The organism is Paraburkholderia phenazinium, from assembly GCF_900141745.1.
GTDB classification, from domain to species: domain Bacteria; phylum Pseudomonadota; class Gammaproteobacteria; order Burkholderiales; family Burkholderiaceae; genus Paraburkholderia; species Paraburkholderia phenazinium_B.
Genome location: NZ_FSRM01000001.1, coordinates 2,067,985 through 2,085,132, shown reverse-complemented (window position 1 = coordinate 2,085,132; position 17,148 = coordinate 2,067,985). Strand labels below are relative to the sequence as shown.

Annotated in this window: 12 protein-coding genes and 1 riboswitch; of the genes, 8 read left to right on the top strand and 4 right to left on the bottom strand. The window is 63.8% G+C overall.

The genetic code is table 11. From position 1 onward, the window contains the following. Positions 1-231: 231 nt before the first annotated feature. Positions 232-2,262 carry an NADPH-dependent 2,4-dienoyl-CoA reductase gene (locus BUS06_RS09675; RefSeq protein ID WP_074266001.1) on the top strand — a complete coding sequence of 677 codons (2,031 nt, stop codon included), beginning with the start codon at positions 232-234 and terminating at the stop codon, positions 2,260-2,262. A 37-nt stretch (positions 2,263-2,299) separates the two neighbouring features. Here the strand turns inward: BUS06_RS09675 and BUS06_RS09670 are convergent, their stop codons facing one another. Both BUS06_RS09670 and BUS06_RS09665 read right to left on the bottom strand, forming a co-directional pair. After that, positions 2,300-3,229: an EamA family transporter gene (locus BUS06_RS09670; RefSeq protein WP_074264070.1), complete on the bottom strand. Its 930-nt coding sequence runs from the start codon at positions 3,227-3,229 to the stop codon at positions 2,300-2,302. Between the two features lie 387 nt (positions 3,230-3,616). Continuing rightward, entirely contained in the window at positions 3,617-4,462 is an 846-nt protein-coding gene (locus BUS06_RS09665) for a DUF1223 domain-containing protein (protein WP_074266000.1), read from the bottom strand. A 296-nt stretch (positions 4,463-4,758) separates the two neighbouring features. Beyond that, a riboswitch (TPP riboswitch) is annotated at positions 4,759-4,877 on the top strand. A 92-nt stretch (positions 4,878-4,969) separates the two neighbouring features. Between BUS06_RS09665 and thiC the strand changes: the two genes are divergently transcribed. From thiC to BUS06_RS09645, 4 genes are all read left to right on the top strand, one after another. Next, positions 4,970-6,901, top strand: a complete 1,932-nt coding sequence (gene thiC / locus BUS06_RS09660; protein ID WP_074264069.1) for a phosphomethylpyrimidine synthase ThiC — start codon at positions 4,970-4,972, stop codon at positions 6,899-6,901. A gap of 285 nt (positions 6,902-7,186) precedes the next feature. Then, a complete protein-coding gene (locus BUS06_RS09655; RefSeq protein ID WP_074265999.1) occupies positions 7,187-7,711 on the top strand; it encodes a hypothetical protein in 525 nt (174 codons plus the stop codon). Between the two features lie 336 nt (positions 7,712-8,047). Further along, positions 8,048-9,649 (top strand): L-lactate permease, encoded by a 1,602-nt coding sequence (locus BUS06_RS09650; protein ID WP_074264068.1) that lies wholly within the window; start codon positions 8,048-8,050, stop codon positions 9,647-9,649. 262 nt (positions 9,650-9,911) lie between these two features. After that, positions 9,912-10,847, top strand: a complete 936-nt coding sequence (locus BUS06_RS09645; RefSeq protein WP_074265998.1) for a DMT family transporter — start codon at positions 9,912-9,914, stop codon at positions 10,845-10,847. A gap of 408 nt (positions 10,848-11,255) precedes the next feature. Here BUS06_RS09645 and BUS06_RS37815 read toward each other — a convergent pair whose 3' ends face one another. After that, positions 11,256-11,405, bottom strand: coding sequence for a hypothetical protein (locus tag BUS06_RS37815; protein ID WP_167379382.1), 150 nt, complete (start codon positions 11,403-11,405; stop codon positions 11,256-11,258). 152 nt (positions 11,406-11,557) lie between these two features. Continuing rightward, positions 11,558-12,799, bottom strand: coding sequence for an outer membrane protein assembly factor BamC (gene bamC, locus BUS06_RS09640; RefSeq protein ID WP_074264067.1), 1,242 nt, complete (start codon positions 12,797-12,799; stop codon positions 11,558-11,560). A 470-nt stretch (positions 12,800-13,269) separates the two neighbouring features. Here bamC and BUS06_RS09635 point away from each other — a divergent pair, with 470 nt between their 5' ends. The 3 genes from BUS06_RS09635 to BUS06_RS09625 all read left to right on the top strand — a co-directional run bounded on the left by BUS06_RS09635 (position 13,270) and on the right by BUS06_RS09625 (position 17,131). Further along, a complete protein-coding gene (locus BUS06_RS09635) occupies positions 13,270-13,716 on the top strand; it encodes a DUF2844 domain-containing protein (protein WP_074264066.1) in 447 nt (148 codons plus the stop codon). 11 nt (positions 13,717-13,727) lie between these two features. Beyond that, on the top strand, positions 13,728-14,990 hold the full coding sequence (locus tag BUS06_RS09630; protein ID WP_074264065.1) for a DUF3443 domain-containing protein: 1,263 nt from the start codon (positions 13,728-13,730) through the stop codon (positions 14,988-14,990). Between the two features lie 233 nt (positions 14,991-15,223). Next, positions 15,224-17,131, top strand: a complete 1,908-nt coding sequence (locus BUS06_RS09625) for a glycosyl transferase family 1 (RefSeq protein ID WP_074264064.1) — start codon at positions 15,224-15,226, stop codon at positions 17,129-17,131. Positions 17,132-17,148 lie beyond the last annotated feature (17 nt).

Sequence of the window (17,148 nt, the reverse complement as noted above, 5' to 3'; positions counted from 1 at the left end):
TGTCTCAGCGGCGCTCTCTCTTATCCCTGTTGCGCATCGGTTCAGTGTGACGCGCGTGATATGGACGCTCGCATTCAGCAATCGATGTGCCGCATGCACCAGACTGGATCAGATACCGTCGGTACAGGCCTGGTGGCCAACGAGTTCGCAGGATTAGAATTTTTCCTCGGAAGGTTCGGCCGATCGGCGGTGTATTGTTCGGGCGCACCCCACTTTTACAAGGTCCGTTGCATGCCTTACCGATTCTTGCTCGCCGAACTCAACCTCGGCTTCACGACTCTGCGCAATCGGGTCGTCATGGGTTCGATGCATACGGGCATGGAAGACCGCTTCTGGAACTACCCGAAACTCGCCGCGTATTTCCGCGAGCGCGCTAAAGGCGGCGCCGGTCTGATCATCACGGGTGGCATCTCGCCGAACCGGCAAGGCTGGCTGCTGCCGTTCGGCGGCACGCTAAACTCAGTGTTCGACCTGCGCAATCACCGCCTCGTTACCGAGGCCGTGCATGCCGAAGGCGGCAAGATCGCGCTCCAGATCCTGCATGCGGGACGCTATGGGTATCAACCGTTCGTGGTGTCCGCTTCGGCACTGAAGTCGCCGATTTCGAAGTTCAAGCCGCGCGCACTGACGCTGGCCGGCGTGGCGAAGACCGTGCGCGACTATGCGCGCTGCGCGCGGCTCGCCCAGCGCGCCGGTTACGACGGCGTCGAGATCATGGGCAGCGAGGGATATCTGCTCAACCAGTTCCTCTGCCCGCGCACCAACCAGCGTACCGACCGTTACGGCGGCAGTCTCGAGAACCGCATGCGGCTTGCGCGCGAGATCGTCGAAGCCGTCAGGACCGCGTGCGGCGAGCGCTTTATCGTGGTGTACCGGTTGTCGCTGATCGATCTCGTCGAAGGCGGCAATACGTGGGAGGAGACCGTGCAGGTCGCGCAGGCTCTGGAAGCGGCCGGCGTCACGATGTTCAATACCGGGATCGGCTGGCACGAGGCGCGCGTGCCGACCATCGTCACCTCGGTGCCGCGAGCGGCCTTTGCGCCGCTCAGCGCGCGCCTGAAGGCAGCAGTCAAGGTGCCGGTGATCGTCTCGAACCGTATCAATACACCGGACGTCGCCGAAGATCTGCTCGCCCAGGGCGCAGGCGATCTGGTGTCGCTCGCGCGGCCGCTGCTCGCCGACCCGGACTTCGTCATAAAGACCGCCGAGGGGCGCACGCACGAGATCAACACCTGCATCGCGTGCAACCAGGCCTGTCTCGATCACACGTTCCAGAACCGGCGCGCCACCTGTCTCGTCAATCCGCGCGCGGGACGCGAAACTGAACTGGTGTACCGGCCGCTCGCCAGTCAGGAGACGCCGCGGACGATTGCCGTGGTGGGTGCCGGGCCGGCCGGGCTATCGGCGGCGACGGTGGCCGCCTCGCGTGGCCACCGTGTGACGCTGTTCGATGCGAGCACAACCATCGGCGGACAGTTCAATCTCGCGATGCGTGTGCCGGGCAAGGAAGAGTTCAGCGAGACGATCCGCTATTTTCAGAGCCAGTTGCAGCGGTATAGCGTCGACGTGCGGCTCGCCACTCGCGTCGATGCCGCGCTGCTCGGCGCGGGCGGCTACCACGACGTGATCCTCGCCACAGGCATCGCTCCGCGCCGTCCGGCGATTCCCGGCATCGACGGGCCAAACGTCTTGACCTACGTCGAGGTGCTGCGCGGCGCGCCGGTAGGCCGCAGCGTCGCGGTAATCGGCGCCGGTGGGATTGGCTTCGACGTCAGCGAGTTCCTGCTGCATCATCCCGGCGAGCCGCTGCCGCAGCCGCGCGACGCGTGGCTCGAAGAATGGGGCGTCGATCTGGCCGTGCGCGAGCGCGGCGGTCTGAAAGCGCCGCTGCCTGCGCAACCGGTACGCGACATCTGGCTGTTGCAGCGCAAAGCCGGCAAGCTCGGTGCGGGGCTCGGCAAGACCTCGGGCTGGGTGCACCGGGCCACGCTAATGCGCAACGGTGTGCGGATGCTCGACGGCGTGTCGTATCTGGAGATCAGCGAACGCGGGTTGAAGATCGCTCGCGAAGGCACCGAGCAGTGGCTCGAGGTCGAGACGATCGTGATCTGCGCGGGGCAGGAATCCTTGCGCGATCTGCAGCCGGCCACGCCGCCTGCGGACGGCCCGCGGTATCACGTGATCGGCGGCGCGGCGCTGGCGAGCGAACTCGATGCCAAGCGGGCAATCCGCGAAGGGGCGGAGCTGGCGGCGCGTTTATAGTCAGGCAACGCGGGGGCGCGTTGCGGGCCTCTGCCTCTCACGCCAGACCGCGGCGCCGGTAATCGAACCAGAACGACAGACCGACACTCGCCAGGATCACCACCGTCGCAATCACCGTTGCGCCGGTCACCGGTTCGCCGAGCAGCAGCGCGCCAAGCGCGACCGCCACCACCGGGTTCACGTACATGCAACTGCTGGCGATGATCGGACTGGTATGCCGGATCAGATAGCCGTACGCGACATACGCGGCCATGGTGCCGACCAGCATCAGGTAGAAGAACGCCAGCAGCGGCAGGATGTGCAGTTCGGCCATGCGCTCGCCGGAGACCCACGCGACGATCGTCGACATCGCGCCACCCAGGCCGATCTGCAACGCGGTAGACATAAACAGGTCCGACGGCAGTTTCAGCCGTCCAGCCAGATGCGCGCCGCCTGCCCAGAAGAGCGCGCCACACAGAATTGCGAGACTCCCGCCGGCCGAGCCCGACGCGCCACCGCCCTGACTCAGGATCGCAATCCCCACGAGTCCGAGGCCCACGGCAAACCATTCGCCCCGCCCGATCTTGCGTCCCGCCACAGCGGCGATGACGGTAGCGAACAGCGGCACGGTAGCGACCATGACCGCGGCAGTGCCGGTGCCGACCGTGCGCATGCCGAAAGCCAGCATCCCGCTCGAGAGACCCACCAGCATCGTACCGACCAGCCCGGCGTTGCGAATCTCAGCGGTGTTTGGCCAGACCGGGTCACGACGCGCGGCGAAGACGAACAGGCCGATACCCGCAAACAGGTTGCGCAGGCCGGACAGAAGGAGCGGTGGGAATGATCCGAGCGCCACGTGCACGGCCAGATACGTGGAGCCCCACACGAGGTAGACGACGCTCAGCGCGAGCGCAATCCGGCCAGCATGAGACTGAGGCAGGCGAACGGCAAAACGGAGGGGAAAACGGCCAGGAGGTTGCAGCGACATGCGTTCAATCCACCCATGTCGTTCGAGGCGTTGTGCCCCCGCTGGGGACGCTGGGTCCAGATGGCGGGCGCCGCATCGTGGATGCGGCCTGGCAGGCAAGGCTCAAAGACATGGTGGTAGAACGGGCAGAAGTACTTGGGGACGGCAACGGCGGACAACCGCGGCACGCACCGCAGCATTATGCAGGAACGCGGTTGGGCGTCCATGAAAGAATCGTAAATTCTGTATCCGGAAAGCGGCTGGGCGTTCGTGCGAGCGACTGCCTGCCGAACAGACGCCGCGACGGCTAGAGCATGCGAGGTTTCAAGTCTCCGAAAATCAGGTGCGAGGTTCAGATCGAGGGTTACTCATGGCGAAGGCGTCGACCTCAATCGATCGCCGGCGGCCTCACTGACAGGCGGCCAGTTCCGTCACCTGCAACACCTCGCCGGTGGATGCGTTTTCGACGAAGGCCACGACGCCGAACCTGTCCGGCTGCGCCTGGCGGTCGGCGGCATCGGTGGCATCGAGCGCGATCTCACGGCGAATCTGCGCGCTGCCGCCCGCAAGCGGCACCGGACCGATCCATTGCCGCACGACGCGTTCGTGATGCAGCGTCGCGCCACTGTTTTCGCCGGCGCGCACTTGCGACGTCAGCGCGTTTTCATAGACGGCGACGTACGCGTTCAATGGATCGTGGACCGTGGCTTTGGACGTGAAGCGCGCGTCGACGCCGAAACCGTTCGTGCCCTGAGCAGGCGGCGCGAGTTCAAGCGCAACGTCTGCCTGCGCCGGCTCGGCGGTCACCTCGTGAACACGCTCATCGAAGCTCTCGGGCCGGGACCAGCTACGCAACTCACGCCCCGACACGAAGATTTCAGGCGTGTAAATCGTGTGGCCGCCGGCGAGATCGGTCAGCGTCTGCTGCCGTTCAGTGAAACGATGCTGGGAGAAGCGGTCGTTCCAGCCAAGGCTGTTCCAGTAGTCGACATGCAAGGCAAGCGGCACGACGCCTCGAGCGGCACCGCTGTCCTTCCACTGACCCAGCCAGTGATCCGCCGGCGGGCAGCTATTGCAACCCTCGCTGCTGTACAACTCGACCAGCGCGACACGGTGGGCCGGGCTGTGCGCCTTGCACATCGCATCGGCGGCCTGAGCGGCACCGCTCGTGGCTAGCGCGGCAAACAGCGCGATGGCACGCACCACCGGCGAGTCGGCAAAGCGGCGCGTGAGTGAACGCACGCGTACAGGCATAAGCGGATACGCGTGGGAACGCATAAGGGGATTCATGGCAGGCTCCATCTGGAAATCTGCACGTTAGTCGGCGAGCGTCGCCCGTTATGACAGCGCCTCTGAAATTTTATTGCGGGACTGGAGGACATGGCGTGGCTGACGATAAAGATCGGGCAACGCCACCTTTCATGCTGCGGCGCATCACCCCGCGCAGCCCAATAGAGATAAGCACGACAGGCTGTAAGCCGGCCACCATTCGGGCCACACCGATTTCGAGACCGGTTGCCAAGCACTGCGCCGGCGGTGTATCGTGTGCGCTGCTAACGCGGGGGTCCTGCGTCGCACGGAGGTTGGAGGTCCGTGTTGCGTGGGTGAGAAATACCCTTTGAACCTGATCTGGATAATGCCAGCGCAGGGAAGCGTACGGAATTCGTAGCGCAGCACCGCCTCATCCTCTGGCGAATTCCGACAACTTCCATCTCGTCTCCTGCTTAGCGGCCCCACATAGAGCTTTGCATGGAGAAATGCATGAACGCCAATCCGAAGTTCCTTTCCGCCGACGCTCACGTCGATGCGGCCGCTGTCGCCCCGCTGCCGAATTCCCGCAAGATCTACGTCACTGGCTCACGCGACGATATCCGCGTGCCGATGCGCGAAATCAGCCAGTCGGATACACCGGACAGCTTCGGCGGCGAGAAGAATCCCCCGGTCTTCGTCTACGACACGTCGGGCCCCTACTCCGATCCGGATGCCACGATCGATATCCGCGCGGGTCTGCCGGCTTTGCGTCAACGCTGGATCGAAGAACGCGGCGACACCGAAGCGCTAAGCGGTCTGTCGAGCGACTTCAGCCGCGAACGCGCCGCCGATACGGCCACCGCCGATCTGCGCTTCCAGGGCCTGCATCGCACGCCGCGCCGCGCCAAAGCCGGCGCCAACGTTTCGCAGATGCACTACGCGCGCAAAGGCATCATCACGCCGGAAATGGAGTACATCGCGATCCGCGAAAACCAGCAGCGCGCGGCGTATCTTGAGTCGCTCAAGACGAGCGGTCCGAACGGCGAAAAGCTCGCGGCGATGATGGGCCGTCAGCATCCGGGCCAGGCATTCGGCGCGAGTGCCTTCGGTCCGAACGGTCTCACCGAAATCACGCCGGAATTCGTGCGCGACGAAGTGGCCCGCGGCCGCGCGATCATCCCGAACAACATCAATCACCCCGAAAGCGAGCCGATGATCATCGGCCGTAACTTCCTCGTGAAGGTCAACGCGAACATCGGCAACTCGGCGGTGACCTCGTCGATCGGCGAAGAAGTCGACAAGATGACGTGGGCGATCCGCTGGGGCGGCGACACGGTGATGGATCTCTCCACCGGCAAGCACATCCACGAAACGCGCGAGTGGATCATCCGCAATTCGCCGGTGCCGATCGGCACGGTGCCGATCTACCAGGCGCTGGAAAAGGTCAACGGCAAGGCCGAAGACCTGACGTGGGAAATCTTCCGCGACACGCTGATCGAACAGGCGGAGCAAGGCGTCGATTACTTCACGATCCACGCCGGCGTGCGTCTTCAATACGTGCCGCTCACGGCGAAGCGCATGACGGGTATCGTCTCGCGCGGCGGCTCGATCATGGCGAAGTGGTGTCTCGCGCATCACAAGGAAAGCTTCCTGTACGAGCACTTCGAAGACATCTGCGAAATCATGAAGGCCTATGACGTGGCCTTCTCGCTCGGCGACGGCCTGCGTCCCGGCTCGATCTACGACGCCAACGACGAAGCGCAACTTGGCGAACTGAAGACGCTCGGCGAGCTCACGCAGATCGCGTGGAAGCACGACGTGCAGACGATGATCGAAGGCCCGGGCCACGTGCCGATGCAACTGATCAAGGAGAACATGGACCTGCAACTGGAATGGTGTGACGAAGCGCCGTTCTACACGCTGGGACCGTTGACCACCGACATCGCCCCGGGCTACGACCACATCACGTCAGGCATCGGTGCTGCGATGATCGGCTGGTTCGGCACGGCGATGCTCTGCTACGTAACGCCGAAGGAACACCTGGGTCTGCCGAACAAGGACGACGTCAAGACCGGCATCATCACGTACAAGCTCGCGGCCCATGCGGCGGATCTGGCGAAGGGTCACCCGGGCGCGCAGGTGCGTGACAACGCGCTGTCGAAAGCGCGCTTCGAATTCCGTTGGGAAGACCAGTTCAACCTCGGTCTCGATCCGGACAAGGCGCGTGAATTCCACGACGAAACGCTGCCGAAGGACTCGGCCAAGGTCGCGCACTTCTGCTCGATGTGTGGCCCGCACTTCTGCTCGATGAAGATCACGCAGGACGTGCGCGAGTTCGCCGCGCAGCAAGGTGTGACCGACGACGAAGCCTTGAAGAAAGGCATGGAAGTGAAGTCGATCGAGTTCATGAAAAAGGGCGCCGAGATTTATCAGCGGCAGTGAGGCCGGTGGGTGGCGCCGGCAGGATGCGCCACCTCGCTTCTCGTGCAACTCAAGGGCTCGCCGCTGGCGGGCCCTTTTCTTTTGCGGGCACGGTTCGAAGCGACCCGAATGCGCGCCAATCCCGACAAGCCCTTACCCAGGACACATCCGGCACGGCACTGAAATAAGCGGTAACCTGTTTGCAACCTGACCCGAATCGCTCAGGGGTATTCTGAGTGGAAGATGCCGGTTTGCAACCTCTCGAACATTAACCATCGCGGCATCGAGCTGCATCAGGAGCATGCCATGAGTCCACTTTCGGCTATCACCCGTCTTGGCGCCGCGGCTGCCGCGCTCGCCCTCGCGGGCTGTTACTACCCCTACGGCTACTATCCCTACGGCGCGAACGGCTACTACCCAACCACGGGTTCCTCGCAGACGTCCGTGGCGGTGAATGCGAACGGCGAGCCCGTTGGCGCGCTGAACCAGCACAACCCGATCCCCGCGCCGCCACCGCCGTCGGTGACGGCTTCGGGTAGCTATGTAGTGCCGTCACCGGCGGCGACCGCGGCTAGCCAGCAGATCTATACGCCGGCTCCGGATGTCGGGCCGGCCTATTCCGCGTATCCCTATGCGGCTTATCCGTATGCGGCCCCGGCCTATCCGTACTACGGATATGGCTACGGTTATGGTTACCCGTATTGGGGACCATCGGTATCGGTCGGTTTTGCCGGCTTCTGGGGCGGCGGCTGTTGCTGGGGTGGCGGCTGGCACGGCGGTGGCTGGCACGGCGGCGGTTGGCATGGCGGTGGCGGAGGCCATTGGCACTGAGCCGATGAACCAATGAGCCACGTCGGAATACACACCCAGCATCACCTCTTTTCCCGGCCTGTGACAGACCCAATCTGACCGCCAGGTCAGGCCCGCGCCAGGTGCCAGCCACCTGCGCGCCATCTATGCCCACTGCCGTCCATACGCCGCTGGTTTCCCCGTCTTGACTGCGCCAGCGCGCGCTCTATCCTGATGCTGCCGCATGCATTATCTGTTTAAATAGAGAACACGGTGCTGTCCCACACGCAGCCATACCGTCATCCGTTCTGCCACATTCGACGCGTCACATAACATGCAGCGGGTCGCGTCGACTCGAACAACAACGAAGGAGACGTGATGTTTCACCAACTGTTGACCCCGATTGGCAATTCGCTATTCCCGTCGTTCATCGTCGCTGCACTACCTATCCTCGTGGTCCTCGTGCTGCTTGGCTGGGCCCGGCGCCCGGCATGGCAGGCGTCGCTCGCCGGACTGATCGTCGGGCTGCTGGTGGCGATCTTCGGCTGGCAATTTCCGGTCGGGCTTGCCATCAACACGGTCGTCGCCGGCGCGGTCTTCGCGCTCTGGCCGATCATGTGGATCGTCGTCGCGGCGATCCTGCTCTACAACATCGCGCAACGCTCGGGACGCTTCGCCGCGTTCCGCATGTGGATGATCGACAATCTGCCGAACGACCGCCGTATCGTGCTCGTCGTGATCGGCTTCTCGTTCGGCGCGCTGCTCGAAGGCATCTCCGGCTTCGGCACACCGGTCGCGATCACCAGCTCACTGCTGATCCTGCTCGGCTTCCCGACACTCGAAGCCCTGACCTTCACGCTGATCTTCGATACCGCGCCGGTCGCCTTCGGCGCGCTCGGCGTGCCGGTCACCGTGCTCGCCGCGGTCACGCACCTGCCGGCCAACAGCCTCGCCCAGATGATCGGCCGCCAGTTGCCGTTCTTCGCGTTCCTGCTGCCGTTCTATGTGATCGCCGTGTATGCGGGCTTTCGTAACATGCTGCGCATCTGGCCGGTGCTGCTGGTGGCCGGCGGCAGCTTCGCCGTCACCCAGTTCATCTCCTCGAACTACGTCAACTACAGCCTGACCGACGTGCTCTCCTCGCTGGTTTCGCTGATCGTGACGGTGTCGTTCCTGAAGTTCTGGAAGCCTGCCCCGGATCCGAAGTTCGCCGTCAACGTCGATCGCATCAACGAAGTGCGCGACAGCAAGATCAGCGGCGCGCAGGGCTGGTATCCGTGGATCATTGTGTCAGTGGTCGTGATCGTCTGGACGATCGCCAAGGTCTTCACGATCGGCGACGTCAAGGTGCCGTGGCCCGGTCTCGACAAGGCGGTCTACATCACGCTGTATCACACGGCGTATGGGGCCATCTGGGACTTCCAGCCGCTCGCCACCGGCACGGCCATCCTGGTTGCCGCGATCATCACGGCGTTGCTGGTGAAGCTCTCGCTGGCCGAGTTCGGCCGCGCCATCGTCGACACCTGGGTGCAGACGCGCATCGCCATTCTGACGGTAGCGACCATCGTCGGGCTCGCCTATCTGATGAACTACTCGGGGCTCACCTACACGCTCGGTCTCGGTGTCGCGTCGGTGGGGGCATTCTTCCCGCTGGTGTCGGCGTTCCTCGGTTGGGTTGCCGTCTTCCTCTCGGGCAGCGACACGTCAGGCAATGCGCTGTTCGGTAATCTCCAGGTGGTGGCTGCCAACCAGCTCAACCTGAACCCGATCCTGATGGCAGCGACGAACTCGTCGGGCGGTGTGATGGGCAAGATGATCTCGCCGCAAAACATCTCCACCGGCGTTGCCACCACCGAACTCAAAGGCAAGGAAGGTGTGGTGTTCGCCAAGACGTTCAAGCACTCGCTGATTCTCACGATCGTGCTTGGCATCATCGTGTGGCTGCAGCAGAACTATCTGCAGTGGATGATCCCGCACTGAGCGAGCGCACAGCCGGAGGCATGACGGCGGGCACGCTTGGAGGGCGTGCCCGTTTTTTTTGCCTCGGCTTTCCGTCAATTTTCCTCACATAGCCGTGAGAATTGCTCGTTTTACGCAAACGAGCGCGCCGCCTACCCTATCCCCGTCGAAGAAGCCGGTCGGCAAGAAGATCTTGCTGTTTCATTCCAGCGTGAAATATCCGCGCGTTCACGCGGGTACCATCACTTCGCGTCTCGACTCAACCGCGCGAGACGCGCCTCAAATGAACTCCAGAAATCTGCTCCAGCTCATCATCCTCGCCGCTCTATGGGGAGCGTCGTTCCTTTTCATCCGGGTCGGCGTGACCGACTTCGGGGTCGCCCCGCTGATGGCCCTGCGGGTCGGCATCGGCGCACTGTCTCTCGCGATCGTGCTAATCGTGCGACGTCCACTGCGCGAGTCGCTCGCCACGCTGCGCAGCCGGGCCGTGCCGCTGGTGATAGTCGGCATTCTCAATTCGGCGGCGCCTTTCTGCCTGTTCGCGTATGCGGAGTTGACGCTGTCGGCGGGCGTCACCTCGGTGATCAACGCCAGCACGCCGCTATGGGGCGCGCTCGTGGCCTTCCTCTGGTTAAAGGACCGCCTGAGCGCGTTGCGCAGCCTCGGTCTCGTAGTCGGTTTCCTCGGCGTGTTGATGCTGGTGTGGGATCAGATTGTCTCGCCCCACGGCGGCAGCGCGACGCCATTGACAACCGCGCTCGCTGCGGCCGCCGCACTCGGCGCGACGCTGCTGTACGGCATTGCCGCCAACTATGCCAAACGGCACCTGAGCGGCGTCGACGCGCTCACCGTCGCCACCGGCACGATGACCGGCGCCACCGTGGTTTTGCTGCCGCTGGCGATGATCTACTGGCCCGCCGCGCCGATCTCGCTGAACGCGTGGGGAGCGGTTATCGCACTGGGCGTCGCCTGCACGGGTGTCGCGTACATGCTGTACTTTCATCTGCTCGCCGCCATCGGTCCTGCAAAAACCATCACCGTCACCTTTGTGATCCCGATCTTCGGCATCCTGTGGGGCGCACTGTTTCTCGGCGAAAGCGTCTCGCCGGGGATGCTCGAAGGATGTGTGGTGATTCTGATCGGCACCGCGCTCGCCACGGGTGTGGTCAAACGGATTCCGTGGGTGAAGCCGCGCCGTCCCAGCAGCGCGGACACCTAAAAACGCCAGCGCAAAAAAAATAGCCCGCGCTTCATGGAAGCGCGGGCGAAACCGTCGCCCTACGAGGATAGGCGACGGGGCCACCAGGGCCGCGCGCGCCGCGCGCAGGCCGTCATCGGGCAAAGCACCGGGTCGTTAGCCCGGCGCTGAATCGTGCTGTAGTGAGGCAAACCGACGTCGCGCGCCAGCACCGCGTGAGCGGCTTGCGTGCGGCCAGTCAGGCCTCATGAGGTAGATAAAGCAGCTTGTGTGCCAATCTGAAATACCTTTGACACGAAAACGCAGGTCATTGATTTTTATATTTATTTTTCGCGTCGTCGGCAAAAGAGGCGGGCTTTTGCGGCGCGTTACGCCGTAACGTCACGTTACGCGCGCTCGGCACACGAGCCCGCCCGGGCGGTGCGCCGTTCAGCGCACGCGCCATTTGGCGCGTGCCGCCACGCCCCGGACTCGCGTCGGCGCATGCCTCGACTCATGCGCCGAGAGGGCCGCGCCGCACACCAGCGCGAGAATGAGCAGGCTGGCTGCCCACATCCAGTAGGGAATCACGTCGAACATGGCAGGTCTCCTTGGTCTTGGTTCAGGCAGACAAGCAAACTCCATGCGAGGCGCACATCCGTTGCTGGGCCAGCCATAAGGCGCCGGCCACGGGCATAAAAAAGCCCGCCTGGAAGCCATACCAGGCGGGCTTTTGACGAAGCAGCGAGGGCTCAGTGCAACTGATCGACCACGAGGGCCATGATCTCTTTGGCCGGTTGCGACGAGTCGATATTGCCCTTGTCGTCAACCACGGCTACACGGGTCTGATCCGGCGTAACGGCCCGTACGTTCACCAGATACGTCTTGGCGACCTTCTCGGTATGGCCGTGCATGACCTGGCTCCAGAAGCCCTGCTCTTCCGAGCGCATGTCCTTCGGATCGACATAGCGGATCGAATACAGCCCGCGGGTACGGTCGCGGGTATCGACCGTGAAGTTGCTGCGGTCGAGCGCAAGACCCACGCGCGCCCATGCGCGATCGTACGGCTCGCCCAGCGTGAGTTCGGTGGAGGTGAACTGAGCCGAAGTGTTCGACGTCTGGTTCTGGTCCGGGAAGGGTTGCTGGGCTGCCAGCGCGACGTTTTGCGCAGCCGTCTTCGCAATAGCGGAACTCGACCCGGCGGTTGCTGCGCCCGGCGCCGTCTGCGTGCCGGCCGGCGAGAGAGCCGTGCTTTGCGTATCGCCCGAAGCGCCGCGCGCATCGGCCAGCGCCAGCGACGCCATCAGGCGCTTCAGGTATTCGGTTTCGAGGCCGGGATCGTTCGGCTTGGGCTGCCACGTGGTCGACTCGTTGTTCGCGCCGCTCAGAGCTTCCTGCATGCCCTTCTGGCTGATGAACACGTAGGTGCCGCCGTTCGGCGCCGTTTCGAGGCGGGTGCGGTACTTGTTACGCTCGGAAGCCACGTACGAGTTGCCCATCGCCTTCGACAGCGTGTCGCGGATCAGGCCGTCGTTGATCTGCGCGTGGGTCTCGTTCCAGTCGGTTTCCATCACGCCCTTGTCGCGCTGGTCGACCACCAGCAGGAAGCCCTGTTCCTGCCAGAAACGGCGGATTTGCGCCCAGGCCTGGTCGGGCGTCTTGTTGTCGATGACGAGCCAGCTTTCGGTGCCGTCACGCTGGATATGCATGCCTTTGACCGGCGGCAGCACGCCCAGGCTGGTAACCGGCGCCTGCGCCTGCACCTGGTTGAGGGCGGACAGCGAGGTTTGACCGCCCTGCGGCGGAAGCGAGCGCTGATCGGACGTCTCATCGATCAAGTTCGGCGGCACTGCCAGCGACACCTGCTTCGATTTGGAGTCGCTCTTGTAGTCAATCTGGGTCGGCGACGAGGTACCGCAACCGGCGACGCCGGCAACCAGCCCGCCTGCCACCAGCAATACTGCATACCGCTTGGTAAGACGAAGATCAGTCATGTTCAGGGAATCCTTCCGCTACGCCACGGCAAGTTTCCGTGGATCAACCCGTTATTTTACCGATCCCGGACCGACCTGTGCAAAAAGCCGGTTTGGCCCCTGCTGGACGACACCGAAAACACGGTTTTGAGGGCTTGCATCCACCCCTCGCCGAAGCGGTTGATAACACCTCGAAAAACGCGCCGAGCGCGCGCCAAAATCTGACACGAGAGGCAGATTTAGCTCCCACTCCGTCAGTGCGATTTAACAATTCACAACACTCCCGACAGCAACGTCAGAGAGTCCTGTCAGAAGCAATATCTCCTTGTTTTAACGGACCATTCCCGACTTCCGCGCCCGCTTCCTTTTGAGATTTGTAGCCAGTCCGCCAGGCCCCACCCACATTGATCAGGAAACCTCAGTGATATCTTGAATTCGTCATATTAAAAAACAATGAGAGGGCCGCCATGCAAGTGTCGAGGAACATCCTAATGCCTTTCTACAGAGGCGTCGTGCTATCGGCGGCGATCTCCGTATTACTTCCCGTGACAACCGCTCACGCGGCGCTCGGCGGCACTCTGGCCGGCATCGCGGGAACCCCGCCGGTGCCAATCCTCAACGGCGCCGTGGAGCGCCTCACGAGCGTGGACGCGGGCGGCACGACGATCAACGCCTACGCATCGAACACCGGTCAGATCTTCGCCTACACCTGGCAGGGCCCGACCGTGCCCGACCTGCCGGCGCTGCTCGGCCCCTACTACGCCTCCTATCGGGCCGGGGCGGCCGCTGCGCTCGCGGCGAGCCATGACCTGCACGACTCGCGCGTGGTCCAGCCCGACGTGATCGTCGAATCGGGCGGTCAGATGCGCAGCTACGTGGGCCGCACGTGGCTGCCGGGCGCGCTGCCTGCCGGCGTCACCCCTGACGATCTGCCATGAAGGAGCCCGCCATGAGGACCCACCTCGTCTTCTTTCTTTTCCTTTCCAGCGTGCTTTGCAGCGTACTCGCCGCCTGCGGCGGCGGAGGCGGGAGCGACTTGAGCGCCGCCAGCGGTGCCGCCGCGCCGGCGGCGGCGTCTGGCTCCACGAAAACGCCGACCACCCCAGCCAGCGCTCCGGCGGCGGTCGGGCAGTCCACCACGCCGAATGTGCAGCCGATCGCAGTCACCGCGGCGCCCGGACTCACCCGCAATATGCTCACCACCAGCGTCACGATCTGCGCGCCCGGCACCAGCAACTGCGCCACCATCGACAACATTCAGGTCGACACCGGCTCGCAGGGCTTGCGCATCCTCGCCTCGGCGCTGCCGGCCAGCCTGCAACTGGCGGCCCTGCCATCGGGCAGCGGCAGCGCCGGCGAATGCGCGGTGTTCGGCGGCGGCTACACGTGGGGAGCGGTGCGCAGCGCGGATGTCAGGATGGCCGGCCAGCTCGCCGCGTCGCTGCCGATCCAGCTGATCGCCGATCCCGTCGTGCCCACCGTACCGTCGGACTGCGCCGGTACAGGCCTCGCCATGCAGACAGTCGCCACGCTGCGCGGCAACGGCATTCTCGGCGTTGGCCTGTTTGCGGCGGATTGCGGCGGCACCTGCAACAGTTCCGCGGCGCCGCGCTGGTACTACAGCTGCACCGCGAGCGGCGCCTGTCAGGCGAGTGCCCAGCCGCTCGCCCAGCAGGTCACCAACCCCGTGAGCGCGTTCCCCCTCGACAACAACGGCGTCGTGATCGACCTGCCGGCGGTGGCGGCGGGCGGCGCGCCGTCGGTGGCGGGATCGCTTATTTTCGGGATCGGCACCCAGGCCAATAACGTGCTCGGCGGCGCCACCGTGCTGCGGGCGAATTCACAGAGCGGCTACGTGACCACGGTCAGCGGCGCGCAAACGTACTCGCAAAGCTACCTGGACAGCGGCTCGAACGCGCTCTTTATCGCCAACGCGGGGTTGCCTGAATGCGGCCTGTGGTATTGCCCGGCTGCGACGGTATCGGCCAGCGCGAGCATCAGGGGCACGGACGGCACCAGTTCGACGGTGGCCTATTCGGTGGGCAATTCGAGGACGCTGTTCAACAGCACCAACAACGCCTTCGACAACCTTGCCGGCATCACCAGCAACAGCTTCGGCTGGGGCCTGCCATTCTTCTACGGACGGCGCATCTACACGGCCATCGAGTCGCGCCTTACCTCGGCGGGCAGCGGTCCTTACTACGCCTTCTGAGACATGACGATGGGGTCCCGGCCTGCGTGCAGAGAAAATTCCCAAAGTCCCAGGCCGGGCTTATTTGATACAGGCCAACTGCGATAATCCGATTCTTGGCGGACAACATGTCTACATTGTTAGTCATGCCTATCTTTAAAGAATCGAAACCATGGCGTTCACGCTTTCGCTTGCAGATCTTCATGGCTGCTCGCGCGACGAAGATCCCGTTGTCTGTATAGAAGATTGAAGCAATGGAAGACTCATTTTTGCTCGACGAATTCGAGCAACTCGTATATAGCCAGGCGCACGACCAGGCTTCGGTCAAGTTCGTCGCGGCGCTGGCGCTCCTGCAAATGAAGCGTGGCCAGCTGGATGAGAGCTTTCGTGCTTCGGGCATGGAGGGATTATCAACTGCCGAGCAGCATGAGCGCTTTTGTACGCGTCTGACGAGTGCAGCATCCACGCTGTTCGCCAGCCCGGAGTATCGCCCTCACGCGGTATGCTTGCAGCTGATGCTGACGCTGCACGAGTGGATCAGCGTGCTGTTTTCATCCACGGCGTTCGGCAACGCGGATCACGTGGTACGCCACCTGAATCCGCGCGGGCCCGCCGACCGGCAATTCATGCCCGGCGACCGTTTCATCGAAAAGCTATGCGTGCTCTATTCGAGCGAGTCGGACCTTGAGCTCGACTTTGCCGCCCTGTGGGTGCACGACAAAACCATGGCCGCCTGCCTCGCACTGGTCCTGATGGCGCCGCTCTTTCACGGCTCGGCCAATGCACACGGCAAGCGCGAGGCGCTGCTGGAATGGCTGCCCGGCAGGCTGCGGCAGATCGACGATCTCGACGACCTGCCCTCGGCCGTATTGCACAACGCGTATATGTTCTGCAGCTACGCCGACACGCCGCGGCGTCACGCGGTGAAGCGCGACATCAACGTGCTGGTACGCCGCAAGCTCGACCAGCTTGGCCTGACCGATCTGCCTCCGCCTGTACAGCCGCACCCCACCGGCGGCGCGCAGCGCGGCAAGAAACCGTTGATGCTGGTGGTGGTCGAGTGGTTCGGCGGCGCGCATTCAATCTACCGCACGCATTCGCGGACCATCGAAGCCGCGCGCGAACATTTCGAAGTGGTCGGCTTCGGTTTCGGCTACGCGATCGACGACGCGGGCCGCGCCGTCTTCGACCGCTTTATCGAACTCGAGCAGCCGGACTACATCGGCGAATGCCTGAAAACGATCCGCGATTTCGCCGTGGCCGAGCAACCGGACGTGCTCTATATGCCGAGCGTCGGCATGTTCGTCCTGACGGTGTTCATGTCGAACCTGCGGATCGCGCCGCTGCAGATAGCAGCCCTGGGCCATCCGGCCACCACCCACTCGGACAAGATCGATTACATCAGCGTCGAAGAAGATTACGTCGGCGATGCGGCCTGTTTCAGCGAACGCCTGCTAAGACTGCCCAAGGACGGCCAGCCGTACCGGGCATCGCTCGCGCTGCCCGAGATCGCTCCACGCGTGCCGCAGCGGCGCGAGACTGTCCAGATCGTCATCACCGCGAGTCCGATGAAGCTCAATCCGGCCTTTCTCGATGCCTGCAGGCAGATTCAGGAGCGCGCGGGGCTTCCGGTGCAATTCCACTTCATGACCGGCAATAGCTACGGCTTGCCGCTCCAGCACATGCGCCGCGTCATCGGCGCGGCCGTGCCGGGCGCCGTGACGCATGGCTTTCACCAATACGCCGACTACCTGGCGCGCGTCGACGATTCGGATCTGTTCCTGAGCCCCTTCCCGTTCGGCAACACCAACGGGATCGTCGACGCGTTCACGCTTGGCCTGCCGGGGGTGTGCAAGACCGGTCCGGAGGTGTTCGAGCGTATCGACGGCGCGCTGTTCGCACGCGCTGGCATGCCAACCTGGACCACGGCGCAGACAGTCGAGGCTTATGTCGAAGCGGCGGTGCGAATGGTGACCCGGCACGACGAACGCGAGGCCTTGCGCCGCCAGTTGATCGAGACCAAGGCGGTGGAGCGGTTCTTCGAGGGATGTCCGGAGGTATTCGGCGAGCGCGTGCTGCGTCTCGTGCGCGAGGAGCGCAGGCGTAATGCGCGAGCGGCGGTGGCTGGTGCTGCCGGTGCTAACACCGTCGCTCACGCTTGAGGGTTGGAGAACGCGCG